21 protein-coding genes and 1 tRNA gene are annotated in these 25,098 nt (G+C 45.4%); 8 read left to right on the plus strand and 14 right to left on the minus strand.

The features are described 5' to 3' along the window. The first annotated feature begins 65 nt into the window (after positions 1–65). From KOE27_RS20245 to KOE27_RS20255, 3 genes are all read left to right on the plus strand, one after another. A complete protein-coding gene (locus tag KOE27_RS20245; RefSeq protein WP_215240618.1) occupies positions 66–1,706 on the plus strand; it encodes a fatty acyl-AMP ligase in 1,641 nt (546 codons plus the stop codon). 105 nt (positions 1,707–1,811) lie between these two features. Continuing rightward, positions 1,812–2,060, plus strand: coding sequence for an acyl carrier protein (locus KOE27_RS20250; RefSeq protein WP_215240619.1), 249 nt, complete (start codon positions 1,812–1,814; stop codon positions 2,058–2,060). A 221-nt stretch (positions 2,061–2,281) separates the two neighbouring features. Then, the gene (locus tag KOE27_RS20255; protein ID WP_215240620.1) at positions 2,282–3,670 is read left to right on the plus strand and encodes a sodium:solute symporter family protein; all 1,389 of its coding nucleotides are present in this window, start codon (positions 2,282–2,284) and stop codon (positions 3,668–3,670) included. 86 nt (positions 3,671–3,756) lie between these two features. On the opposite strand, the gene KOE27_RS20260 is transcribed toward KOE27_RS20255, so the two are convergent. From KOE27_RS20260 to asnS, 12 genes are all read right to left on the minus strand, one after another. Further along, on the minus strand, positions 3,757–5,373 hold the full coding sequence (locus tag KOE27_RS20260) for an aminopeptidase P family protein (RefSeq protein WP_215240621.1): 1,617 nt from the start codon (positions 5,371–5,373) through the stop codon (positions 3,757–3,759). A gap of 490 nt (positions 5,374–5,863) precedes the next feature. Continuing rightward, positions 5,864–6,877, minus strand: a complete 1,014-nt coding sequence (locus KOE27_RS20265) for a ScyD/ScyE family protein (protein WP_215240622.1) — start codon at positions 6,875–6,877, stop codon at positions 5,864–5,866. 201 nt (positions 6,878–7,078) lie between these two features. Next, positions 7,079–7,843 (minus strand): class I SAM-dependent methyltransferase, encoded by a 765-nt coding sequence (locus KOE27_RS20270; RefSeq protein WP_215240623.1) that lies wholly within the window; start codon positions 7,841–7,843, stop codon positions 7,079–7,081. Beyond that, positions 7,836–8,759 (minus strand): glycosyltransferase family 2 protein, encoded by a 924-nt coding sequence (locus KOE27_RS20275; protein ID WP_215240624.1) that lies wholly within the window; start codon positions 8,757–8,759, stop codon positions 7,836–7,838. The genes KOE27_RS20270 and KOE27_RS20275 overlap by 8 nt, the downstream gene beginning before the upstream one ends. Beyond that, the gene (locus KOE27_RS20280; RefSeq protein WP_215240625.1) at positions 8,756–9,853 is read right to left on the minus strand and encodes a DegT/DnrJ/EryC1/StrS family aminotransferase; all 1,098 of its coding nucleotides are present in this window, start codon (positions 9,851–9,853) and stop codon (positions 8,756–8,758) included. The genes KOE27_RS20275 and KOE27_RS20280 overlap by 4 nt, the downstream gene beginning before the upstream one ends. Next, on the minus strand, positions 9,853–10,236 hold the full coding sequence (locus KOE27_RS20285) for a sugar 3,4-ketoisomerase (RefSeq protein WP_215240626.1): 384 nt from the start codon (positions 10,234–10,236) through the stop codon (positions 9,853–9,855). The genes KOE27_RS20280 and KOE27_RS20285 overlap by 1 nt, the downstream gene beginning before the upstream one ends. Before the next feature lie 100 nt (positions 10,237–10,336). Beyond that, positions 10,337–11,536: a hypothetical protein gene (locus tag KOE27_RS20290; RefSeq protein WP_215240627.1), complete on the minus strand. Its 1,200-nt coding sequence runs from the start codon at positions 11,534–11,536 to the stop codon at positions 10,337–10,339. Between the two features lie 233 nt (positions 11,537–11,769). After that, positions 11,770–13,431: a complex I subunit 4 family protein gene (locus KOE27_RS20295; protein WP_215240628.1), complete on the minus strand. Its 1,662-nt coding sequence runs from the start codon at positions 13,429–13,431 to the stop codon at positions 11,770–11,772. A gap of 30 nt (positions 13,432–13,461) precedes the next feature. Continuing rightward, positions 13,462–15,414: an NADH-quinone oxidoreductase subunit L gene (nuoL, locus tag KOE27_RS20300; protein WP_215240629.1), complete on the minus strand. Its 1,953-nt coding sequence runs from the start codon at positions 15,412–15,414 to the stop codon at positions 13,462–13,464. A 62-nt stretch (positions 15,415–15,476) separates the two neighbouring features. Continuing rightward, a complete protein-coding gene (locus KOE27_RS20305; protein ID WP_215240630.1) occupies positions 15,477–16,688 on the minus strand; it encodes a serine hydrolase domain-containing protein in 1,212 nt (403 codons plus the stop codon). 81 nt (positions 16,689–16,769) lie between these two features. Then, positions 16,770–17,936 (minus strand): T9SS type A sorting domain-containing protein, encoded by a 1,167-nt coding sequence (locus KOE27_RS20310; protein WP_215240631.1) that lies wholly within the window; start codon positions 17,934–17,936, stop codon positions 16,770–16,772. A gap of 280 nt (positions 17,937–18,216) precedes the next feature. Then, the gene (asnS, locus tag KOE27_RS20315; RefSeq protein WP_215240632.1) at positions 18,217–19,653 is read right to left on the minus strand and encodes an asparagine--tRNA ligase; all 1,437 of its coding nucleotides are present in this window, start codon (positions 19,651–19,653) and stop codon (positions 18,217–18,219) included. A 206-nt stretch (positions 19,654–19,859) separates the two neighbouring features. Between asnS and KOE27_RS20320 the strand changes: the two genes are divergently transcribed. The 5 genes from KOE27_RS20320 (at position 19,860) to KOE27_RS20340 (ending at position 22,974) form a co-directional block, all read left to right on the plus strand. Beyond that, positions 19,860–20,498: a hypothetical protein gene (locus KOE27_RS20320; RefSeq protein WP_215240633.1), complete on the plus strand. Its 639-nt coding sequence runs from the start codon at positions 19,860–19,862 to the stop codon at positions 20,496–20,498. 51 nt (positions 20,499–20,549) lie between these two features. Then, the gene (locus KOE27_RS20325) at positions 20,550–21,329 is read left to right on the plus strand and encodes an enoyl-CoA hydratase/isomerase family protein (protein WP_215240634.1); all 780 of its coding nucleotides are present in this window, start codon (positions 20,550–20,552) and stop codon (positions 21,327–21,329) included. A gap of 89 nt (positions 21,330–21,418) precedes the next feature. Next, a tRNA-Arg gene (locus KOE27_RS20330) sits at positions 21,419–21,495 on the plus strand. Between the two features lie 152 nt (positions 21,496–21,647). Beyond that, positions 21,648–22,010 (plus strand): ISAon1 family transposase N-terminal region protein, encoded by a 363-nt coding sequence (locus tag KOE27_RS20335; protein ID WP_215237885.1) that lies wholly within the window; start codon positions 21,648–21,650, stop codon positions 22,008–22,010. Between the two features lie 10 nt (positions 22,011–22,020). Continuing rightward, the gene (locus KOE27_RS20340; protein ID WP_215241697.1) at positions 22,021–22,974 is read left to right on the plus strand and encodes an ISAon1 family transposase; all 954 of its coding nucleotides are present in this window, start codon (positions 22,021–22,023) and stop codon (positions 22,972–22,974) included. A 392-nt stretch (positions 22,975–23,366) separates the two neighbouring features. Here KOE27_RS20340 and KOE27_RS20345 read toward each other — a convergent pair whose 3' ends face one another. Next, entirely contained in the window at positions 23,367–24,533 is a 1,167-nt protein-coding gene (locus KOE27_RS20345) for a hypothetical protein (RefSeq protein WP_215240635.1), read from the minus strand. After that, positions 24,487–25,083: an RNA polymerase sigma factor gene (locus tag KOE27_RS20350; protein ID WP_215240636.1), complete on the minus strand. Its 597-nt coding sequence runs from the start codon at positions 25,081–25,083 to the stop codon at positions 24,487–24,489. The genes KOE27_RS20345 and KOE27_RS20350 overlap by 47 nt, the downstream gene beginning before the upstream one ends. Between the last annotated feature and the right edge of the window lie 15 nt (positions 25,084–25,098).

The following is a 25,098-nucleotide window of genomic DNA, read 5'->3' on the forward strand; positions in this document are numbered from 1 at the left end:
AACTAAGATGCTCTCTTTGTAACTCTGATACTCTAATTGAATCATTTTTTTATATTTTTACAAACATGTTCATACTCGACAAACTAAAAAATTACGCAGACAAGTATCCGGATAAAATTGTTTACGGTTATGTAAGTAAGGAGGAAACGCTCTCTGAACAGGTGACTTACAAACAATTGTGGGAAGAGGTCTCTTCTCTGGCTCCTCAGCTACGTGAACGTTACACTGCCACAGCAAGGGTAATCATACTTTTGCCCACCGAATCATCTTTCATCAAAACATTTCTAGCCTGCCTGCATGCCGGACTTGTGGCTGTTCCATGCCCTATCGGCTTTTCGGAATCGGGTATTACCCGGGTACTGAACATCATCAGGGACTGCGATGCCTCAGGAATTATTACCAATCAGAAAACTCATAAAATGCTTTTCCAAAGGCAGACCAGCGCCTCAAAAACACTGGGCGATTATGAGATAGACTGGCTTTTCACTGAAAATCTGAACCCTGTTTTCCCGGTTCATGAAACCGAGGAAATCAGTATTAATGAGAACCTGCCAGCCTACCTGCAGTACACTTCCGGTTCAACGAGCCTGCCCAAAGGGGTAATGATAAGCCATGCCAACCTGATGGCCAATCTGAACGCAATCAACATCTGGTTTGGCCGTACTGCGGATGATACCTCCGTTACCTGGCTGCCGCACTACCATGACATGGGGCTGGTCGACGGGCTCCTGTCGCCCTTGTATACCGGCGGGACGGGAATGGTCATTCCTCCGCTTTTCTTTATCGGAAAACCATATCTGTGGCTGGGCACCATAAGCCGTTACAAAGCCGGATTTACAGGAGGGCCTGGATTTGGCATAGATCACTGCGTTGCGCGTATTCCGCAGGATCAGCTGTCTCAACTGGATCTCAGTTCGTTAAAAGTGCTCTATGTTGGCGCCGAGCCAATCAGAGCTTCCAGCCTGGAGCAGTTTGCCGAAACCATGAAACCAACCGGTTTCAACGCCGGGTCGCTTGTTCCCGCTTATGGACTTGCAGAAGCCACGCTCGCGATAAGCCTGGATTTCCCGGGAAGACCAGTGGAGTACAAAACCATTGCAAATGACACAACGAAAAAAATCGTAGGCTGCGGCCCTCTGGTAGAAAAAACGGAGGTGGTAATTGTAAATCCCGAAACCAAAATCATTGTAAAAGAATCAGAAAACGGGGAAATCTGGGCCACAGGGGATAGCATTGCGCAGGGCTACTGGAACAACCCAGCCGCCACCAAAGAAATTTTCGGTGCCTATACCGATTCCGGTGAGGGCCCCTTTCTAAGAACGGGGGATCTGGGTTTTATGTCAGAAGGAAGACTTTTTATAACCGGCCGGCTCAAAGAGCTCATCATCATCCGGGGCGTCAATTATTATCCGCAGGATATAGAGGAAGTAGTTTCACAAAGTCATGAGGAAATTCAGCCGAACGCCACCGCCGCATTCTCTGTTGAAACCGATCAGGGAGAGGCCTTGATGATAGTGAGTGAAGTACGAAGAACCAGTCAGAATTCCGATGAATTTGAGAATATCAAACTAAAAATCGCTCATCAGGTTGGAATAGCCTTTGGACTTATTCCGCACGAAATCATGCTGATTCAGACAGGGAAACTTCCGAAAACATCGAGTGGAAAAATTCAGAGGCTGAAAGCCCGTGAGATATTTGCGTCTTAACAAAAATGAGCAGGAAGAGATATTTCTTACGGTATAGGAAATATACTTCTACTTTCACATGTTTACATTACATGATACATATTTACCAATTTATTAATTAATCTAATGAAAAAGTCTTCGCTTGAAATTGCTAACTGGTTGGCCGCTCGCATAGCACATTATGCGCAGGTGGATCCAGAAACCATCAACATTGAAACTGAAATTGCCGTCTACCGCCTTGATTCACTTTTAATGGTAAATATCACTTCCGAACTGGAAGAATGGCTTGGTACGGAAGTAAATCCAACGCTGCTGTGGGAAATGAGAACCATCGCTGCCACCGCTGACTGGATAGTCGAAAATGAAGATATCTGAAAACCTGCAGTTATAGATTTGATTTAGCACCCGGCTTTCATTCAACAACGTCCATACAACCAGAGATTACTCATTGACAGACTGGTAAAATGGAGATTAAGATATAGGCGCTATTGCAAATATAAATAATTCAAGAAACTTTAATATTTTTTATACACAAACAAAGGGTAGCTGATTTTTGCCCGAAAGTTATTCCAAATACAACCCTTGATCTTTCGTTAATGCTGGCATTTTCCATCATCGCGTACCTGCTGATAAATCTGGGTGTAGGATTCTGGGCGTCCCGAAGGATATCCACTACCTCAGATTTTGTACTGGCAGGCAGGAGTTTACCGCTTTTTCTGGCAGCCTCTGCTACTTTTGCAACCTGGTTCGGTTCAGAAACCGTTATGGGAGCCCCCACTGAGTTCATTGAAAAGGGGATGCAGGGGATTATCGAAGATCCTTTTGGTGCCGCCTTGTGCCTTTTTCTAGTAGGCATTTTTTTTGCGAGGCGGTTATACAGCATGAATATCATCACGTTTTGTGATTTTTTCAAAATACGCTTCGGACGTTCGGCGGAGCTGCTTTCGGCGATGCTCATCATTCCCTCCTACTTCAGCTGGATAGCTGCCCAATTGCTCGCAATGGGCATTGTATTAAAGGTTTTACTGGGCTGGAGCATTGTAAGCTGTATCCTGCTCAGCTCGGTTGTAGTGGTATTGTATACGATATGGGGTGGTATGTGGTCTATTTCCATTACTGATTTCGTTCAAACCGTTATGATCATCCTCGGTCTGTTGATCGTTTCTATTTCACTTTACCTGAAAATTGATGACCTTAAAATTCTGACAAAAGATACTCCACCAGATTTTTTCCGTTTCCTCCCGCCACCCGACTTTAAAAGTTATGTAGCCTATTTTGCTGCATGGATCACCATTGGCCTTGGATCCATCCCCCAGCAGGATGTATTCCAGAGGGTGATGTCAGCAAAATCGGCCTCGGTATCAGTGAAGGCGACTTTACTATCATCTGTACTCTATTTCACCGTAGCGCTACTCCCCATATTCATTGGTTACACCGGAACAAAGCTCTACCCGGAAATGGCAAAGCAGGGGCAAATGATTATCCCTAACATGATTCTTCTGCACACAAGTCTTCCCATTCAGATTCTGTTTTTTGGCGCACTCGTTTCTGCTATACTGAGTACCACAAGTAGTGCCATTATGGCCCCGGCCACGGTACTGGGCGAAAACATTGTAAAGTTTTTCCGTCCGGATCTTTCCGATAAACAGCTGTTGAATATCATCCGTATAGGTATCCTGGTTATCACCCTGAGCTGTATCTACATGGCCACTACAAGCGAAAGTATTTTTGACCTCGTAGCAGAGTCATCCGCATTCAGCCTGGTTTCGTTATTTGTTCCGCTGGCAGCCGGCGTATATTGGAAGAGGGCAAGCCAGGCAGGAAGCCTCATTTCCATGACATCGGGGCTGGCTGTGTGGCTGCTCTGCAGCTTTGTCGGAACTGAATACCCCTCGTTGATTTATGGCCTGCTTTCCAGCCTGGGAGGAATGCTGCTCGGAAGTTTCCTGATCAAACCCAAAACGGAGCCCGCAGGAAAAATCTGATAACCGGCAGGCGTTGCTTTCCAAGGTCAACACACCTTTTTCTCTTACCTTGAAGGAGGCCTCAGATACAGTCTTTATACCTTCTATTATTTTTTAATATCAATAACCATTTGATCCACGAAGCTCCTTTGCGCCGCCATTTTTTCCACCTCCTCGGTACTTCTGGGCGCCAGTAACGATAATATTTCACCCTTTTGTTTACCTATCAGCACATCATCTTCAATCCTGACCGCAATTCCCCACCACTTTTTATCGCAATCACTGCCTTCGGGAATGTATATCCCCGGCTCTACCGTGATGATCATGTTCTCCAGCAAGCCTTTATAGATACCCTTATCGTGTACATCCAATCCCAGAAAGTGTGAGCATCCGTGCGGATAATACAGCCTATTTTCGGTTTCGCTTTTGATGATACCCAATTTCACCAGGCCCTGCCCTACCACTTTCCGGGCCGTCTCTTCTATTTCCTTAAAAGTTGTGCCCTCTTTACAGATCTTAAACACTGCTTCCTGCGCCTGGTAAACGATATCGTAAATCTGTTTCTGTTCACTGGTAAACTTTCCGCTGGCAGGAAATGTACGTGTTACATCCGCTGTGTAACCATGGTATTCTGCCCCGATGTCCATCAAAACCAGCCTGTTGCCTACTTCCGTAGCATTGTTTTCAACATAATGTAAAACACAGCCATTTGCCCCTGCGCCTACAATGGAGGGGTATCCCACATACTCTGCCCCGAGCTTTTTATGAATAAATTCCTGAATCCCCTGTAGTTCCAGTTCCGACATACCCGGTTTAACCGCTTTCATCGCTTCATTGTGCGCCAGTGCCGAAATATCAATGGCCTTTTTCATGAGACGAATTTCCTCCGTCGTTTTTATCTGCCTCAGCTGGCTGGTATATAACCTGTAAAAGGAAGTATTCCATTTCAGCGACCTGATGTCTTCCATCAGGGTACTTAATTCAGCAGGCTGCTTTACATTTAAAAGTCTTTGGGCAAAACTGTTTTGCTGATGCCGTTCACTACTTCCTGCAATACTTGTATAGTATCGGATGAGATTGGGCAGAACTTCCGGACTTGTCGCCCCCGGGTACTCCAAAAGCGAGGCGATCTCGGCAAGTACTTCGGCGTCATAATCATCCGGTATTGCCGCTTTTTTTCTAAAAATTTTAACCAGGTCAAAAGCATCGTCCGTTTGCCCGATTTTATCTGCAAGATCCTGTGGAAATTCAAAAATGATTTTATCAAACTTCGCAAGGTCAGGCAGGTAACGACCAAGGTCCGTCGAATTATAAACATCTGAAAAACCAAGCGTCTCTTTCACCCCCTCAACACCCAGCCTTTTTCCTGTCCACTGCTCTCTGGCAGGGTTTCTTTGCTGAACAAAAAATAATTCGGAATATGCCTTTCCAGCAGAATCCTGCTGAGCTTCCTTAAAAAGGAGCAGTACCGCACTTGGTTCGGTATATCCGGTGAAGTAGTACAGATCCGGATTAGCGTGGTATTTATAGTCCGTATCGTTGGAAAAATTTCTCTGAGGATAAGAAAACACCGCCACCACTGAGTTGGAAGGCATTAGCCTTCGCATTGCTTCCCGCCTTTCACGATGGAAATCTTTACCCGGGAAGTCGGCGGGTACCGGCAATTGCCCGAATGAGTCGGCGAGTACTGCCAAAACAAATAGAAACGTAAAAAATCTTTTCATGCTTTTGGTTTGTTAATGATTCCAGGACTCATTTGCCAGTTATACCAGCTCAAATCCATAAGTAACAGTGCGTTACGACAATTCTTTCACGTTTTTCGAATGAATATGCGTCACTTTTGGAACAGGGAGAGAGTACCAGGTGAACGAACACCATTCACCCGGTATCATTTTTAGCTAGGTTTGGTATGAGGTTCTAAATATCGATCCGGCATTCAGGCGGTTTTAAGTGTGACCTGATTCTTACTTCACCTTATGGGAATCAGAAACTATTCCTATCATAAGGTAAAGTATCACATATTCCAGCTTCCGGCCGGTAACCGATTTAAGAGATTGTAGTTTAATAAATTGCATGAAGATCTGCAAACAAAATTTATTATCCGGTTATAATTTTTTACTTCCGTGGATATTATCCTCCATATAATATGAAAAGAACGAAACCCCGCAAAGAGCTTCGTTCTTTCCAAAAGCCTGGTATATGGAATGGGCAGGCTCAGTAGGTCAGTTTGGTAACTTTTCCAAGTGCCATAGATACGGCATAATACGTTTTATCACCCACTCTTTCGATGTCTGTTGGCATCATTAGGCCGTCAATCATGAGTGTACCTCCTTCATTGGAAATTTTACCGCTATTGGGCGCAAAACCGTCGGGAAGTACAAATTTCGCAAACTGAAGTACCAGCGGCTTATTGCCCGGTGTCAGTACCACATCAACCAATGCGGTGTAACCCTCTTTGTAAACAGATAACTTCCCTGTGTTATCCAATTGCTGAACGGACGCTTTGCCTTCTATAAAAGGGAAGCCGGTCAGAGAAGTTACAAAAAACTTAGAACCGTCATAAGCAATCCCTGTTGGCACAAAGTCAATCATAGGCCCTCCTACCTGGCCCGGGTTGGTAAATGGAGGAATTTCGGCAAATATGCTCAAGGTGCCATCAGACTTACGGCGGATAACCGCATTGGCTGCAGCGTCGGTTATAAACAAATCCCCGTCTGTTCCCCAGGTAAGGTTAAACAGATTCGTTTCGTCTTTATCCACTGTGAAATTATGGGCCAGGACAAACTTCCCGATTTCTTCTCCAACCAGTGTACTAGCCTTCACCGGTGCGTCACCGGCTTTGAAAGAGGATACATCCGCTTTATACAATTTACCGTCCACACCATGCAGAATATACAACGATCCATCCTTGTAAGTCAGATGGGTAAGGCCGCTTGGGGTACCTTCCTCTGGGCTAATCACAGATGTAAACTCAGTGATGGCCGGATAAACCTTACCTTCCGGAGTGATCATAGATACCTTCCCATCATTGTTTCCGGTACCCATTTCCGTAACCCACAAATTATTGTTGGCGCCTTTAGTAATACCCAGCGGTGCAGCCAGCTGGCTTGCAAAATCGGTTGCCGTAAGCTTGTCAGGCTCCTGGATCACCTCTTGATCATCGTCTTTACAACTGATTGAAAAAAGTACAAACAGTAATGAAATGCGCAAAAGAACTGAAGTTTTCATGAAATTTTGGTTAGTTAATAATATCGCTAAGTTTCCTTTAACTTTAAATCTGTGCGATATTAAGCAACACGGATATTTTTCCCGCAGGGCAAACGCAGATACTTATTATACGGTTACATAGCGTGAAGAAACTGACTGATGGGAGGGATCAGCTTCAGGGCTAATAAAGAGGAAGCATTATACCAAGTGCGGCGGCGAATATCAGTTGGCCTCAAGGACCATAAACAGAGAACTTCCAAAAGGAGCGCTTCTGAAAATTTTCTCCTCTGCTGCGGTAATACCAAGCAGAATGTTATTGACTATATCGCCGGGATAACTTACATCGGAATCAACATCTGAAACCTGTATGTTTTTTCTGCGGATCTGAAAACGCTGCCATTGCCGCACCAGCAGTATGGGGATGGAAAGTGCAAATGGCCAATAGGTTGTGAATGTAATTTTGAAACCGGTCTCTTTGGTATAACCCTTAAAATCTGACAGAGAAAATCTTCTGCTACTGCCCACTGCCAGGTCATGGGTACCTGAAAATGCCTCAAAAGCATGGATATTAATAATAACTTTTCCTCCGGGATTCAGCCGTTTTCCAAACGCAGTGAGTGCTTCCTTTATCTCATGGTCCGTAAGAAAGTACAGGGCATCATTGCAGGAAATTATGTCAAAGGTTTCGTTTGGACGAAAATCATTTACTTTCCGCAAATCTCCAAAACTCACATCCAGGCCTCTTTCCTTCGAAAATTCTACTGCGTGCGCAGAGTAATCAAAACCGGTAAGATTTTGGTATCCCTTCTGTTTGAGAAACATCAGCAATCCCCCGGTGCCACATGCTGCATCCAGGATTTTGACGGTGGATATACCGGCAAACTGTTTTCTGATGTGTTTCAGCACCCTGCGATGTAACAACTGGTACCACCACAGCTTGCTTTCAACATCAAACATCCTCTGATACTCCTCCCGGTTATCAATCATGCTTTTCGATACTGTTATATTTTATAACGTACTGCGGCTGTCCGCTTTGTGCCATAAAACTCTTGCCAATATATTCCCCCAAAATACTCAACATAGTACATTGTAGCCCTCCGAAAAATATAAAAGTGGCTGTGGTTACCTGCCACTCTTTGGGGTCGGGACCGATGATCCATTGAAAAAGACAAAACGTTAGCAACGCGGAGCCCAAGCCAAACAGGAAGATGCCGATCGGCATGAATAACCTGATCGGAAGTGACGAATAACAGAACAGAATATTCAGGAACAGGGAAATGAGCTTGGACCAGGTATAGTTGGAGACGCCCTCTTCGCGTTTGTTATGCATCACCTGAACAGTACCAATGTTTTTGGTGATCCTGAAAATAAGCCCGTCAATGTAAGGATAAGGCCCCTTGTAATGAATGATTTCCTTGACCACTTCCTTTCTGATCAGTTTGAAACTGGACAGGTAAAGATCTTTCGGTTTGTTGAGCAGGTAAGTTGTGAGCCAGTTGACCAGCCCGCTTCCAAAATTACGGTGTGAGGCGTGTTCCTTTTTGGTATAATAGGTATACACCACGTCATACTCACCGTTTTCGGCTGTCTGAAGCAGTTTGATGATTTCATCCGGTGGGTTCTGAAAATCATCATCAATCATCACACAAAAATCGCCCTTGGCCCAGTTGAGCCCGCACATTACGGCATTAAACTCTCCGTAATTTCTTCTTAAGGATATAAAACTAACGTTTTCATACTGCTCCGCCAGATTTTTGCAGACTTTCTCAGAACGATCCGGACTGCCGTCATTCACAAGTATCACTTCAAAATCGACCTCGCGGAGCGAAGATTGCAGCCGCTCCACCAAAGGGCCGATGACCAGCTCACTTTTATAAACAGGTATTATTACTGACAACCTCATATACCGGGATCAAATGTGTTAACCGCCTTGATTATCTCTTCAACTTCATCATCAGAAAGTACAGGATTCAGAGGTAAGCTGACTACTTCCCGGTGGATTGCCTCTGTGATCGGGAAACACCTGTCATTCATATATTGAAACGCTTTTTGTTTATGCACGGGTAAAGGGTAATGCACGTTGGTCTGAATTCCCAAACCATCCAGATGCGTAATGAATTTGTTTCGCTGCTTATGCCGTACCACAAACAAATGCCATGCATCACTTTCAACAGAATCAGAAGGGGGAAGGATTAAATCCGGTAGCACAATTTCGCTCAGGTACCTTGCGGCAATAACCTTCCGGCGCCTATTTTCCGCTTCCAGATAAGGAAGTTTTGCCGATAAAACGGCAGCCTGAATCTCATCCAACCGACTATTAACACCCTGAAAATCATTTTTATATCTTTCCAATGAGCCATAATTCCGCAGGTATCTGATCTTTTCCGCCAGGGCTTTATCGTTTGTGGTTACCGCGCCTGCATCACCCAGCGCCCCCAGGTTTTTGGTCGGGTAAAAACTAAAGGCGGTTGCATCCGCAAGAGTTCCAACTTTCTGGCCGTCATACATTGCTCCATGCGACTGCGCAGCATCTGTGATCAGTTTCAGATTATGCCGCTCAGCAAGCTTGGTAATCGCCCGCATCTCGCAGCTTTTACCGTAAAGATCAACCGTTAAAATCGCTTTTGTCCGGGCGGTAATATGCCTTTCAATTTCATCACTATCAATAAGCATTGTGCGCGGGTCAGGCTCAACCAACACAGGTGTGAGATTCAGATAAGTTACAGGTAATACCGATGCGATATATGTATTAGCTGGTACAATCACCTCACTGCCCGCCGGGAAATTATATGCTTTTAAAATAAGAGTGATTGCGTCGAGGCCATTGCCAACGCCAATGGCATGTGCAGCTTCACAGTAGTCGGCAAAGGTTTTTTCAAAACTGACGAGTTCTTTCCCCAGGATATACCAGCCAGACCGCAACACGCGCAATGCCGCTTCTTCAATAGCATCCTGATACGGCTTGTTAACCCGCGTCAAATCCAGAAAGGGTATCATTAAGCTAGTTTGTGTTGTAGCACGTAGGGCTCGTCGATGTAATCTTCTACATCATAGTATTCATTGGATAACACCAGAAGTATAGCATCTTCGGTGAAACAATCCATAACATGCCAGTCTTTGGGCTCCAGTATGAGACAGGAAGCAGGGTTATCCAGCACGAAATATTCTTCCTCAAAACCATCATTGGAATAAACCCTGCAACTCCCTTTTACACAGATCAGTGCATTCCATGTTTTGTGGTGCCGGTGCCCCCCCCGGCTCATTTCGCCAGTTCCGTAGATATAAAAAACTCTTTTAATATTTCCGGGAATAAGCCTTTCAAATACCGTCAGATTTCCATCTCCCGTGTTAAAGGTGTTGAGTTCAATAAGTGTTGGCATAAATAAAGTTTGCCTTCGCGGCATTTTTAATGTTAGGGGTCAAACTGATAAAGGCAATGAAAATTAATAACTTTTTAGATCAAAAAACAGCACCAGGAATTCAGTCGAACATTTTCCATTCCATCATCCGGTCAAGCTGCATCAGAAACTTGACAGGCAGCGGTTCTAACCAAAGAATTTTATTGTATCCCATGTAAAATACCTGCGGATGTATGACACAAATAATCATTGTAAAAAACAGTAACAGGCGTACCGTATCCAGTGTTGCCGAATATCTGAGGATTAGCATGCTGATCAGGACAAAGGGGAATCCGTATGCCAGGGCCCTGTCAATATCATGCACGAATATCCCCGTCGTGAGCAGCACTGAAAAGCCTGCAAAAAGCAATGCAAGCAGCCAATATCTTTTAAGGATTAACAAAATAAACCCGCCAGCCAGTAATAAAATCCATGTACCTTCCATTGTACTCCAAATACTGCTTCCCAGGCCATTGCGGTGTGCATCGGCAAATAATACGGGTGTACCCAGAGTGGAATAGGTATGTTCGGGAAAATACCTTGTTTTAACATAATATCTAATGCTGAAATAAATAGCCCATGCTACCAGAACAGCTCTGCTGTTACCAGAAATGCCGCTTTTCAGAATCGACTTCAAGGTAAAATCTCCCGATTGGAAACAGTTTCTGGCGATGTAAAAAAGTATCAGGTACCCGCCTGCAACCACTGCCCTTTCGTCCGTAAAAAATGCTGCCTGCAATGCAATAAAAATAACCAAGGGATGAAATGACAGAAGCGCCAGCAAAAGCAGAAAAAAGGCTATACCATCGCCATACCCATGAATATCCGCAAAAGACCAGACGCTCACAAAAATGTTTGACAATGCCAGAATAAAATATGCAGTTACCACTTTATCCTGAAACAAATCAAAAATATACCGCGCCAGCATATATAAAAACCCGATGGCTAAAACGACCTGAAGCACAATAATCAAAAGCAGATGTTGCCCGGTGGCCCTGAACAACAGAGGAAGCGTCCAGCGGAAAATCATATTTTCCCTGCGGATGTCCGCATCCATATCCCTGGGATGCAAAAGATCTTCCGCCTGGTTTTCAATAAATACCCAGGCATCCAGCTTTATTCCATTTTCCCTGAAATGATCAATAAGTAGGGTATACGGTGGGAATGACAGAAAGAGGGAGAGCATCACTGCAAAAATCGTAAGCTTCATCAACCAGCCCTTTGAGGCAAGCCAGAGTTCCGTTTTCACAGGAATCGTCTCATAAAAATTTTCAAGAACCATATCTAGTGTGTGTAAGCCCAAAAATACGATCATGTCCAATTAAATAGTGTCTCACACATCCAACTGACACAGAACCGTAAAATTTGGTTGTAATCTTTGCCCTAATATAAATAATAAAGAACTTCCAGGAGCAATCTGATGCCTTTTAGTTTAACTTTTTATTAATAATTGGTCTGTTAATCCAACCGACTTATACGAATTACCAGCTTGACCGACATCTCTTTTGCAGGCGTTTACATCAGTTTCTCTAATAACTCAGCCACCGTTGCCCCCGTGATGTTGAATATTAGTCCTGGCAGAATTCCCAAAAGTACTGCAAGAATTGCCAAAGGTATCAGGAGAATGTATTCTCTTTTTGTTAAGTCTTCACCCACATGCCCATGTTTATACCAATAGGCCCCAAAAAACATCCGTTGGTAGGTCCATAGAAAGTAGGCTGCGGCCAGTACGATACCTATTGTTGAGAGAGCCGGAATCCAGACCGGCATCAGTTCGGATTGAAAGGCGCCCATCAAAGTGAAAAGCTCGCCCACAAACCCTGAAAAACCAGGTAAACCCAAAGAAGCAAAGAAAGCGATACCGGTAAGAATGGTGAACCTAGGCATGACGGTAATCAGCCCCCGGTAATGATCAATCTGGCGGTCGTGGGTACGGTCATAGATAACACCAGTAAGCAGGAACAACATGGCCGATAGCACCCCGTGGCTAACCATCTGATAGATGGCCCCATTTACACCCTCTGCGGTGAAAGAGGCTATGCCCAGTAATACAAAACCCATGTGGGAAACAGATGAATACGCGATCATCTTTTTAAGATCTGTCTGCCCCAGCGCGTTGAAGCCTCCATAAATAATGGAAATCATTCCAAGCACTGCCAGGGGAATCATACTGTAAACCGCCTCCCCGGGGAAAAACCCGTCCACAATTCTGATCAATCCGTACCCCCCTATCTTGAGCAGAATACCCGCAAGAACGACAGATACCGCCGTTGGTGCTTCAACGTGCGCATCAGGCAGCCAGGTGTGTACCGGAAATACCGGCAATTTTACGGCAAACCCGGCAAACAAAAACCAAAACGCCAGTAACCTTGCCGACACACCAAAAATATTAAGTTCGGAGATATTGCTAAGGATGGATCCGGGGATGTAATTATGGGCATCAGCCAGATATTCAAAGCGGAAAGTATGAACAAGCTGCCCCGAAGCAAGCCGGCTCTCGGACAGTAGCTGTTGTACTGTTGCAATCAATTCCTGTCCGCCTGGCTGATCTGCACCGGTCATACCAATTACCCTGGCAGTTTCCAGAGGATCTATGACCGACAAATAGAGTGCTATCATTACAATGAGTATGAGCAGAGAACCGAGGAATGTATATACAAAAAATTTGAGCGCTGCATATTCCCGCCTTGGGCCACCCCATAAGCCAATGAGGAAATACATAGGCAAAAGCATGAACTCAAAGAACAGGTAAAACAAAAAGAAATCCTGAGCAAGGAAACACCCCAGTACATTACCGGTCAGCAAAAGATAGAGTGCGAAATACGCCCGGCTTTTCTGGCGAATATTCCAGGAACTTATCACGCCCGCCAGCATCACAATGACGGCAAGGATCAGGAGCGGAAGGCTTATCCCGTCCACGGCCAGTGCGTAATCTATGGAAACAACACCCAGCGAACCAATGGAAAGAGTGATCCAGTCGGCTGTTTCAGCAAACTGATGCCCCGGATCCGTATGGCTAAAGGATACATACAGTACCGATGTGAGCAGCAACTCGGCGAGCATGATCCCCAGCGCAATGTATCTGAAATTCCCTTTGCCGCCATCGGGCAAGAGGGTAACAGCCAGGGCGCCGGTAAGCGGTAATACAATGAGTAAGGTGAGTATATGGTCAATCATTAAAACGAAAATCAAAAATAAATATGGGTACTACAAAGTTGCCAGCCACAAAATCAGCAAGAATATGCCTGTCAGAGTCACTAAAAAGTATGACTGGATTTTACCATTCTGCAGGCCTCTCACCGAGTTCCCTGCAAAACGAATCATATACACCGTGAGGCGCACGGCACCGTCAACAACATTACAGTCGATCCAGCTCACCAGGTGCGCTGTTACCACGTTGGCTCTGGCGATAAAGTTCACAAAAGCATCGACAACCTTTATTTCGAACTTTCCGGCAAGGCCTGCCAGAGACGAAAAAGGTACCAGAAAATAATGTTCATTTGAAAAATCCCTGAACCATGAAAAAGCAGGCCTTTGTTTGTCGCGCATAAGAAGGGAATCCATACCAAACGGATTATTAGTCCTGGTCTCCCGGTATGCCACAAAGATTGCAATAAGACTGATTGCGCTGGCGGCTATGGGAACCCATGACAAATGTCCTGCCTCCGAACCACCGGTTAAATGTAAAAACCAGCTATCTTCCGCGCTGACGGGATTAAGAGAAAACCAAATGAAGAATGATAACAGCGAAAGGATCGCCATGGGTACCCACATTACTGATGGAGACTCATGAGGATGAATTTCTTCGCCTGAAAATCTTTTGGTACCAAAAAAAACAAGCCATACCTGCCGCGTCATATAATAGGCGGTTAGCCCTGCCGCAAGCATCATCAAAACGGGGAAAACATAGGCAACCGGGCCAATGGACGCGGCACTTAAAAAGCCTTCTGTAATGATAGCATCTTTGGAAAGAAATCCTGAGAAAAGTGGTAAGCCCGACAGCGCAGCCGCACAGATCAGGAAACAGATAAACGTTACCGGAAGTGAAGTTCTGAGTCCTCCCATGGTGCGCATATCCTGAGGGTCAAAGTCTGAAGTACCATCATAGTGCAGCGCATGAATGACGGAACCCGCAGACAGGAATAATCCGGCCTTAAAAAAAGCGTGCGTCACCAGATGAAAAAATGCCATTTGCCAGCTTCCAACGCCTACGGCCGTCACCATCAATCCTAACTGCGACATGGTTGAAAAAGCCAGTACACGTTTGATATCCCATGCAAAGGTTGCTTTAACGGCTCCGGTCAACATGGTTATGGTACCTATCACCGCAATAAAAAGCTGGGCATCCGGAGTTAGCAGGAAGAATATCCGGGTCAGCAAAAAGATACCGGCTGCCACCATAGTAGCGGCGTGTATCAGGGCAGACACGGGAGTGGGGCCTTCCATGGCATCCGGAAGCCATCCAGACAAGGGGAATTGGGCCGATTTCCCAACGCAGCCGCCAAAAAGACAGATACCTATGAGGGTGAGCATACCCGGGCTGATGGTATGCACGTTGGAAACGAGTACCTCAAAGTCGGTAGAACCAATATAGTAAAACAGCAACAGAATGCCCGTCAGAAATGCCGCATCACCAATCCGATTCAGTACAAAGGCCTTTTGTGCCGCCCAAACCGGTCTCTTTTTGGTATACCAGAAACCAATCAGCAGGTATGACGACAAGCCCACCAGCTCCCAGAAGATATACATCACCAGCAGACTCCCGGAGAGCACGATCCCGATCATGGAGAAAAGGAAAAGTTGTACAAAAGCAAAATAACGATGCAGGTTTTCATCTCCGCGCAGGTACGCCGTGGAGTAAACCTGCACCAATAATGCCACGAGGTGAACCACCAACAGCATCACAAATGCCAGATTATCGATTCGGAAAGAAAGGAATATCGGACGCTGGCCGATTTCAAGCCACTCAAAGCTAAGGGAGTGTACCGCATGGATATCCACCAATAAAAAACTGGCGGCTAATCCGGCACCCGTTGCCAATGCCCCAATCCACCCAGCCATTTTATTAACGCTTTTGCCTGCAAGCCAAAGAACCAGAAAAACCGCAAGAGGAAGTCCGAGGAGCAAACTGGCAGCAAAAAACTCAGGAGAGGCAGGCATATACGGTGAGTATTCGATTCATTGGGCAAATATCTTTAATAAAAGCCCTAATTCAAACTCCATCAGATGTCTTTCTCAATATCCTCTATTTTTCCGTCATCATCCAGTATGCCTAACAATTCGCGCAGATCGTAGATAGAGCGATTATAAGAGTTACCAAGTACAACAATCACCGCGTCAGAATCCGGGCATACCCAAAGCATGGTATTGTAACCTTTCCACCATCCGCCATGATAAATAAATCGGGGAGAGTTGTCTTCTTTAATGTGCATCCTGAAACCATATCCGTAGTTGCGAATACCAGCCCGTTCAAAACTGCGCGGCTTGAATGCCTCGTCCAGCAATTTTTTATCAAGAAGTAAGCCTTTTGACAAACCGTTGTAAAAGCGGAAGATATCTCCTGTGGTGGAATAAAGTCCTTTGTCTCCCACCACATCGTCATAATAATCCTTTTCGAGCCTGCGGCCATACTGATGCCCTACAGTGCGGTTCTTCACGGCCAGAGCCAAGGTATCTGTTACCAGAAAGGTACTCGACAGGCCTAACGGAATAAAAATATGATCGCTCAGATACTTGCTGAAACTATCACCCGTCACCTTTTCAACAATAGCTGCCAGCACGCAATAGTTGGTGTTGCAGTAATGGAAGGAACGGCCGGGACGGTTATAAGGCTGCGGAGTGGGTACCACTTTGGCATACCAGTCCATGACCTTGAGGTTGGACGGATACTTTTTCCCATGTCTTACACTATCCGGAAATGAATAGATATAATTAGGGAGGCCGCTGCGGTGGCTGAGCAGCATGTCAATTTTTACACCATGATAGGGGAAGTCAGGAAAAAAACGCTGAACGGAATCGTCAAGACTTAGCCTCCCTTCCTGAACAAGTTTCAGTACTGCCACTGCCGTAAAGGGCTTTGAGAGAGATGCAAGCTGAAACCTCGACTGGCTGGTGAGGGAATCTTTTTCCCTTAAATGACCGTAACCGAAGGAGTTCTGGTAAAGGATCTTTCCTTTTTGTACCACCAGTACGTTACCATTAAAACCCGCACGTTTCTTACGGTTGAAAATATCTTCGATTTTCTGAATTTTCCTTGCCGTTTCGGCATCCGGCTGGGTGATGGGCACGGGATCCAGGCGAGTGATAATTTCCTTGCTGATCGGAACACCCGCTGGCGCGGTACTACTCTTACGGATTAAACCCCAGGAGACTATTAAAACTACCAGGGCGGCTACTGCACCCCACCACACTTTCGGCTGCACTTTTTTCAACATAGGCTTTTTAAAAGGCCGGGAAATTTATTCTATATGTCAAAAATAGTTATTTATCGGTAAGTGGTAGTTATCAATGGCCAATTATTGTACCAGAATTTTCAGATGCTGGCTTAGCTCTCCCTGCTTCAGGCTTAGTATATAAATACCGGGAGCGAGGGGAGACTGCACATGCAGATTCATATAATCACTTTCTCCGGCAACCGCGCTGAAAGGAATTTTTTGTCCCAGGCTGTTGCTCAGGGTTAAATCTTTAGAATCGGTTTTGTAAGCTCTTATTCGTATTAAATTCCGGGATACTGCGGGATTAGGACTCAGAAGAACGGAAGACACATCCGACCGGATGATCACATCCTTCACCTGTGAATATTCAACAGAATTATCCTGATCTACCATTTTCAGCTTATAATAATTAGCTCCGTTTTCAGGCGTTTTGTCCACAAACGAATACTGTCGGCGAGAAGTGGTATTTCCTGCGGCAGCAACGCGACCTACCTGTATAAACTCTTTCAGATCTCCGCTTCTTTCAACAATAAATTCCTTGCTGTTCCGCTCCCAGCTTGTTTCCCAGCTGAGCTGAGCTTCCCTGCCATAAGCTTCGGCCCGAAAATATGTAAGATTAACAGGCAAAGGGGTGTTGGTTATCTGTCCCGTAAGGGTGATGGCGTCAAAGGCAACCAGGCTTGACGGCGCCGCTCCGACAGTACCATAAGCATACACCCGGATGGCGAAGCTTGAAGTATCTACATCTTCAAAATTGATGGGAAATGTGATTTCTTCAAATACGCCTGTGTTGGAAGGTATCGTTACCTCGCCTCCAATATCCGCTCCGAAGTCGTCCAAATTGGATCTCACCGCAAATTTTGTAACACTGGTCGACTCAGCCCTTCTGACGCGTAACGTCAGGGACGTCACATTAAACTGCATGGCGGTCACATCAAATGCAAGCTCTACGTATTTGGTTGTCGCCATCAGGATGCTCCACCCTTTTAACTGGTAAGCATATCCTCCATTCCCGTCCGATATGTATTTGTTGGCAGAAAACCGGTCCCCGGCAGTTACGCCCACGGCACTCAGGTCTTGGGGAAGAAAGTTGTCTGAGTCAGACACGCCCGTCAGATTTTGATCCAATCCCCACACAATACTATAATCGGTTTGAGCCTTGGAGGTCAGAGACAGTATTACACAAAATGTACAAATCAGCAAATTCCGGATGGCTCCTTTTTGAAAATGATTGTAGTGTTTTCTCACAGTCTCTTATGATTAGTACCATTTTTCAATTTTTTAATATCAAAATGGCAGAGGTTGAATCCATAAATTGAGTCAGGCATGAAAATAACAAATTGCCCCCATTCCTGACAAAGATATAAAATAGACCAAAATAACCTTAATGCAACGGATTAAACTTTTGATTTGTAACCATGTTTTTGCTACTTCCGCAATCTGTTGACAGTGAATTGATAAACAGTAAAAACCCGGCACCCTGTGTCGGGATGCCGGGTTTTTGTCATCAAATGGTTATAACCTATTTTTAAAACTCCGCACTCTTTGGGTAGCGTGGGAATGGGATAACGTCCCGGATATTGCTCATACCTGTTACAAAAAGCACAAGCCTTTCAAATCCAAGCCCGAAACCGGAATGTGGTGCTGTCCCGAATTTACGTGTTTCCAGATACCACCATAGGTTCTCCGGGTCAATACCTACTTCATGTACGCGGCCCAGCAGCTTTTCATAATCTTCTTCCCGCTGGCTCCCTCCGATGATCTCCCCTATCCCAGGAAACAGTACATCCATTGCACGTACCGTTTTGCCGTCTTCGTCCAGTTTCATGTAGAAAGATTTTATTTCTCGCGGATAATTGGTCAGAATCACAGGCTTTTTGAAATGTTTTTCTACCAGATACCTCTCATGCTCACTGGAAAGGTCTATCCCCCAGCCCACCGGATACTGGAATTTCTTTTCCTTATGCGGTTTTGATTTCAGCAGGATATCAATCGCTTCGGTGTAAGTAATCCTTTCAAACGGATTATCCACAACAAAGCTCAGCTTTTCCAGTAATGGCAGGGAGCGTTCGTTCTGCGGTTTGTTTTTATCTTCCTCCGCCAGGCGGTTCTGAAGGAAATGAAGATCGTCCTTGCAGTTTTCCAGCGCGTAACCAATTACTGTTTTAACAAAATCTTCGGCCAGATCCATGTTATCTTTCAGCTCAAAAAATGCCATTTCAGGCTCAATCATCCAAAACTCGGCCAGGTGACGTGTGGTATTGGAATTTTCTGCCCGGAAAGTGGGCCCGAACGTATAAATTTTGGAAAGCGCCATAGCGCCCAGCTCCCCTTCCAGCTGACCGGAAACCGTCAGGTTGGCCTCGCGTCCAAAGAAATCTTCCTTGTAATTAATTTGACCTTCCTCATTTCTTGGAAGTTTGTCAAGATCCAGTGTTGTTACCCTGAACATTTCTCCCGCTCCTTCGGCATCAGAAGCGGTGATGATCGGCGTGTGCAGATAGAAAAAACCTTTATCATTAAAATACTGATGAACGGCAAAGGCCAGCGCATGGCGTATCCGCAGGATAGCTCCAAAGGTATTGGTACGGGGCCTCAAGTGAGCGATCTCCCTCAGAAACTCCAGAGAATGCCTTTTGGGCTGTAAAGGAAAAACGTCAGGGTCTGCAGTCCCATAAATGTGGATATCCTCCACCTTCACCTCAACCGCTTGCCCCGAGCCTTGAGAAGCGATCAGAGATCCGGTAATTTTAAGACAGGAACCCGTGGTAACCTGCTGAACAAGCTCTGCAGAAAACTGGCCCGGCGCTGCCACAGCCTGAATATTATGAATTGTAGAGCCGTCGTTCAATGCAATGAATATCGCATTCTTGCTTTCACGTTTTGTTCTCACCCATCCCTTCAGAGTGACGCCCTGTCCCTCCGGAGCAGTTTGTAATAATTCTTTGATTTGCAACGGTCCCATTTTTTGTTTCAGTTTTGGCTATATGTTTTTCTTATAACCGTAATAAGCAGCTTCTTAAAGTACAAGTTAAATTTGGCGCGAAATTACAAAATACCCCTCGAAAACCCATTTGAAAAGCAAACTTACTTTTCAGGTTTCCACTGCATTGTTCCAGACTGGCTTTAGATTTACTTTTGTTTTGAAAACACGCTAATCAAGATATTGTTTTGAATAACCGAATCGCCACCATCCTATCCGTAGTATTTCACCCGCTGATTATCACTACCTACCTGTTTGCAATTCTGTTTCTGCTGGCCCCAGACCTTGTTGGCGTGAGTGCACTTGAGCTTCCGGCACTTGGAAGTTTATTGCTCCTGCTTTTCCTGAATACCTTTGTAGCACCATCAGTGGTAATTTACTATATGTATCGCCTCGGTGTGATCAGATCCCTTCATGTGGACAGCCTTCAGGAGCGAAGGCTGCCTTATCTGGCCAGTATCATTATTTACGCAGCAGCCACTTACCTTTTTCGCTGGCAACTGCGGCCGATCGGGGAACTTGCCCCTCAGATCGCAACCCTGCTCGGAAGTGCCACGGTGACTCTGCTGACGGTAGCGTCCGTCAGTCTGTTCTGGAAAATCAGCGCACATGCCACTGGCATAGGCGGCGCAGCAGGCGTGCTGATAGCCCTCCTGGTCAGATACGATGAGCAGGAATTACTTACCGCCCTCATGGGTACTATTCTACTTGCAGGTTTTTTGGTCAGCGCCCGGCTGCAGTTACATGCACATACATTGGCCCAGGTATTTACAGGGTTTGTAGCCGGTGTGGCTATTGGCATACTCACTGTTTATCAGTTCTTCTGACAAGTACGTTTGCTTTAAGTACAAATGGTTTATCCACCGAATCAATCGACTATGTATCAACACATTATTTTTCAGAATAACAATGGTATAGCCCGTATCAGCCTTAATCGCCCGCAGGTCCATCATGCACTGAACCAGGAATTGGTACTGGAAATTACAGCTGCGCTTAAAGAAGCGGAAAGCGATACGACAGTGCGGGTGATCGTTCTCACCGGTGAGGGGAGCAAAGCATTTTGCTCTGGCGCAGACCTGAAAGAAACACTGGCGTCTGAGATTGATGTAGAAGATATCCTCCGGACCTACTACAACCCCATGATCCTGACCATCAGACAGATGCCCAAACCAGTGTTATGCCGACTGAATGGCCTGGCGGCCGGGGCGGGGGCCTCCCTGGCTTTGAGCTGTGATGTCATTATAGCCAGTGACAACGCATATCTTTCCCAAATATTTGTGCAGATCGGCCTGATACCCGATGCCGGTTCTACCTTTTTCTTACCTAGGTTAGTGGGCCCAGCAAAGGCATTTGAGCTGGCCAGTACCGGCAGAAAAGTATACGCCGCCGAAGCAGCGCAGATGGGGCTGATCAACCAATGCGTGCCAGAAGAAAATCTGGATCAGACGGTTGAAGAAATGGCCGCCTATTATCGCCAGGCACCCACACAGGCCATTGGCACCATGAAACTTTTAATGAACACATCCTTCCAGTCCGACTTGCCACAAATGCTGGAATCAGAAGCCATTCATCAGCAAAGGTTAAGTAAAAGCCGCGATGCCCAGGAAGGAATTGCCAGCTTTCTTCAAAAGAAGAAGCCTGATTATCAAGGCAAATGATAAAAAAATAAAAACTTTTTTCATTTTTCGGCATCAACCAGTTGCGCTATACAAAGTCATTAACTATCTTTGCAGTCCAATTCAGAAATGGTTTCGTAGCTCAATTGGATAGAGCACCTGACTACGGATCAGGAGGTTTGGGGTTCGAATCCCTACGAGACCACCAGAGTATCAAGCACTTAGTTTTAAAACTAAGTGCTTTTTTATTTTAATACTCCTACAAATTAGTCTACATCCGTGTTTTATTGGATCAAATCAAAAACTTGTGGAGGGGATAGGATTTATCTAGGTTTGTGTTTTTAATCAAACCAGTTCGTTTTGGAGAGTTTCTTACCCATTATTCAGTTTCTATTACCTGAGTTCATCCTCGAAAATTTTGAGTTAACTTCTATCGACCGGCAGGATGGTGTCTTCCACGTGCATATTGATGAGAAAAATGCGGACGAGACTGATCCAGAAAGAAGGAACCTGCTCTCCAAAGGCTTCTTCCCGACGATTACTGTCCAGGATTTCCCGATTCGGGGCCATAAAGTCTTTCTTCACATTAAACGCCGCAGATGGCTTAATAGCAAAACAGGAAAAGTAGTGTACAGAGATTGGGCAGAAGTAGGCAAAGGAACGCGAATGACTAGTGAATTCGCGGCTTTTTTAAAAGATATCAGTAGATATCAACCCGAATAGCGCCTGGGCGATTGGACGGTTCTATGGGGTTAACGGCAAAAGCTTATTACGTCAATACCGCGATTTTCAAAGTGGGTTTAAAAATTGGGACCAACGGGGCCATGCTAAAAAGTGGCTGCTCTTTCCTCAAAATCTAGGATCCCACCTATCAATCGACGAGACCAGTCTTTCTCACGGCGAACTCTACACCATTCTTACAAACAAAGCAGCCAGAGGCGGTAAAGGCAGTATAGTGGCCATTGTGGCTGGCACCAAAGCAGAAGCGGTCATTGAGGTCATCCGCAAAATTCCGGAATCACTTCGCAAGAAAGTGACTGAAATAACCTTAGACATGGCCAGTAGCATGACTATGATCGCCAAGCGTTGTTTCCCGCGGGCAGTGCGCGTCACTGACCGCTTCCATGTACAAAGATTGGCAGTCGAAGCCCTTCAAGAAATCCGCATTAAACACCGATGGGATGCGTTGGACAAGGAAAACGATGCCATTGAGCAGGCAAAGGTTTCTCAGACAGAGTATCAACCAGAAATATTAGGTAACGGTGATACCGTCAAACAACTACTGGCTCGCAGTAGATACGCACTTTACAAAAAGCCCAGTACCTGGACTGATAGCCAACGAGAAAGAGCACAACTTCTCTTCGAACGCTTCCCAGACCTTAAAAAGGCATACGAGCTGGCGCTAGAGCTAAGTAACATCTTCACAAACACATCTGAAAAGATATACGGGTTGACAAGGCTTGCCAAGTGGCACGAAAAGGTCAGGCAATCCGGATTTAAAGCATTCAATACAGTAGCCCGCTCGATTGAAAGCCATTACAAGACCATTGTCAATTATTTTGATAACCGTAGCACCAATGCGTCTGCCGAATCCTTCAACGCAAAAATTAAAGCATTTAGGGCTCAGTTCCGAGGAGTCAGAAACGTCGAATTCTTTCTTTACCGCCTCACTCAGTTATATGCTTAATCCAAGGTGCTCCACAACATTTGGTCTTGATCCGTTTTATTCTATTTGGCGATAATTAGACAAGCATAATCTTGCTCGTATAAGTCTCGACCAGCACGGAAGGGAAGATAGAGCAAAGGATACTGAGACGCATATACACAGCAGACCACGGAGCTTTACGGGGTGGAGATGAGTGATGATAGTTTGGTTGGATGCGATTATTTTTAAAGTCCGTCAGGATGATAGGTATCAACACCGCTGTCAGGAACGCCGTAGGTCTTAATAATCAGGACAAAAGGAGGTGGCAGCGGCTTTTACAATATACCCGGCCAACAACGATGCCAGGTGAAAATTTAACCCTTTGCAACTTTGTTCTAGCACAGCTTACACGGATACGATTAATCCACTCCGCTTCACTTCCCAGGAAACTTAATTTCTGCTGTTAGACCAATGCGATAAGGACGCGTCTGCCAGCGTCCGTCCAAAAAACTCCGTTGTGTAAGACTGTATTCAGCAAAAGGTCCGATGGCGAGGTCTGCTTTTTTACCCAGATGAAAACTTTTTACCGAGCTGATTGTTGCCCAAAACATCACCGAACGATCGGGCAAGACGGTCGTGAATTCCAATCCGGCCAGGGTCGAAAACCCGCGTAGGGGCGTGCGGTTGAGTGGAATCGCGGTTTTTGCAGATAACCCTAACAAATGCAGCTTCTCATCAATGACATGCGGTACGCCGTTGCGGTGCTGCACATATTGTCCGTCGGTTGCCGGGCTTATCTCAATCCGTTTGGTACCCAACTCGTAGTAACTCCAGTTGCGCAGATTTCCATAATTCAGCAGCAACCGGAGACTGCCTTTTTCAAATCCTATACTGGCCTTATAACCCGTCGACCGCATATCCAGCAAAGGAGCAAATTGCACGTTCTGAAATGGCATTTCAGCATCCGAATGCACCTGTACGAGCTGAAACTGCTGCAAACCCGTTACACTAAACACAGGAGTAAATGGTGATGATTTGGTGCTGGATTTTTGCTCATTCGTTTGACTTGCTTCTTCAAAGGTTATTCCCGGTAGGGCAAACCGCCTGAAATACGGACCGCGTACAGAAAGCAAGTCGGCGTTAATATTCGTTCGAATAAAGGGGGAGTTTATGCTCGAATCTGCGACAGATACAGTGGATGCGGACAATTCTGTTTTAGCAACAGAAACGTTTGGGTCAAAGGAAGTATTTCGTTTGTTAAGTATTTTAGAAGAACGTTTTTCAGCTGTTTCTTTCCTGGTTTTTGAGGAATAAAGAGTTTTGATTTTTCCTGGTTCTGCAAGCGTCTCTTTCCTACCGGCAACCCGCGCTTTCTTCTGCATCAGGCCGGCTGGTAAGGCGAGCAGAAGCAGAAGCAGCATCGTAGAAGCAGCAAGCCATCGCCTGCGACGCGGCTTTTTGTCAATGGATTCGAATATCTTTTCAGACAGCCCCTCTTTATCAGGAGCCTGAAAATCTTCAAATCGTTTCCTGAGCTTTTGCTCAAACGCCTGATCAATTTCCTTTCGAAACGAATCCATATTGTCCAATTCCCTTTTCATGTAACTTTTTAATCAGCAATGCTTTGCCTCTCATCAACTGCGATTTCGAAGTACTCTCTGCTACTCCAAGCATGTCCGCAATTTCTGCATGCTTGAAGCCGTCAATAATGTAAAGATTGATGACCGTCCTATACCCATCAGGCAGCTCATTAATCACAGCCAGTAATTCCCCCATTTCAACCCTATCCAATTGTTCCAGGCTTTCCTCCGAAGCAAGTACCGGCTCCATTTCATCCACCGAGGTGAGCCGTAAATCTTTTTTAGTGTGTGATTTATAGTAATTGATAGCAGTCCTGATCACCGTAGATTTAACCCACGGATCCGCTGCTTCGGGAGCCCGGAGTTGGTGGATGCTATTAAAAATTTTGATGAATGCCTCCTGAAAAATATCGTCCGCTTCGGATTCCGTCCGGGTATACCTCAGACAAATACCCCTGAGTTTCCGTTTGTAATGATCGTAAAATGCATTCTGAGCTTTGGGTTCACCCCGCTGACAACCTTTAACGAGCGTTGTCAGTGAGGTGAATTTTTGCTTTTGAAATAAACTCATTAGGGGCAGAAGATT

Source organism: Dyadobacter sp. CECT 9275 (assembly GCF_907164905.1).
In the GTDB taxonomy this organism is placed as follows: Bacteria; Bacteroidota; Bacteroidia; order Cytophagales; family Spirosomataceae; genus Dyadobacter; species Dyadobacter helix.

Bases quoted from the DNA above. Each gene is read 5' to 3' on its own strand.
- KOE27_RS20290 (WP_215240627.1), bottom strand. From the start codon at position 11,536: ATGGTTCTTGAAAATTTTTATGAGACGATTCCTGTGAAAACGGAACTC.
- asnS (WP_215240632.1), bottom strand. From the start codon at position 19,653: ATGGGACCGTTGCAAATCAAAGAATTATTACAAACTGCTCCGGAGGGA.
- KOE27_RS20250 (WP_215240619.1), top strand. From the start codon at position 1,812: ATGAAAAAGTCTTCGCTTGAAATTGCTAACTGGTTGGCCGCTCGCATA.
- KOE27_RS20265 (WP_215240622.1), bottom strand. From the start codon at position 6,877: ATGAAAACTTCAGTTCTTTTGCGCATTTCATTACTGTTTGTACTTTTT.
- KOE27_RS20295 (WP_215240628.1), bottom strand. From the start codon at position 13,431: ATGATTGACCATATACTCACCTTACTCATTGTATTACCGCTTACCGGC.
- KOE27_RS20280 (WP_215240625.1), bottom strand. From the start codon at position 9,853: ATGATACCCTTTCTGGATTTGACGCGGGTTAACAAGCCGTATCAGGAT.
- KOE27_RS20245 (WP_215240618.1), top strand. From the start codon at position 66: ATGTTCATACTCGACAAACTAAAAAATTACGCAGACAAGTATCCGGAT.
- KOE27_RS20260 (WP_215240621.1), bottom strand. From the start codon at position 5,373: ATGAAAAGATTTTTTACGTTTCTATTTGTTTTGGCAGTACTCGCCGAC.
- KOE27_RS20275 (WP_215240624.1), bottom strand. From the start codon at position 8,759: ATGAGGTTGTCAGTAATAATACCTGTTTATAAAAGTGAGCTGGTCATC.
- KOE27_RS20350 (WP_215240636.1), bottom strand. From the start codon at position 25,083: ATGAGTTTATTTCAAAAGCAAAAATTCACCTCACTGACAACGCTCGTT.
- KOE27_RS20325 (WP_215240634.1), top strand. From the start codon at position 20,550: ATGTATCAACACATTATTTTTCAGAATAACAATGGTATAGCCCGTATC.
- KOE27_RS20255 (WP_215240620.1), top strand. From the start codon at position 2,282: ATGCTGGCATTTTCCATCATCGCGTACCTGCTGATAAATCTGGGTGTA.
- KOE27_RS20345 (WP_215240635.1), bottom strand. From the start codon at position 24,533: ATGAAAAGGGAATTGGACAATATGGATTCGTTTCGAAAGGAAATTGAT.
- KOE27_RS20285 (WP_215240626.1), bottom strand. From the start codon at position 10,236: ATGCCAACACTTATTGAACTCAACACCTTTAACACGGGAGATGGAAAT.
- nuoL (WP_215240629.1), bottom strand. From the start codon at position 15,414: ATGCCTGCCTCTCCTGAGTTTTTTGCTGCCAGTTTGCTCCTCGGACTT.
- KOE27_RS20305 (WP_215240630.1), bottom strand. From the start codon at position 16,688: ATGTTGAAAAAAGTGCAGCCGAAAGTGTGGTGGGGTGCAGTAGCCGCC.
- KOE27_RS20270 (WP_215240623.1), bottom strand. From the start codon at position 7,843: ATGATTGATAACCGGGAGGAGTATCAGAGGATGTTTGATGTTGAAAGC.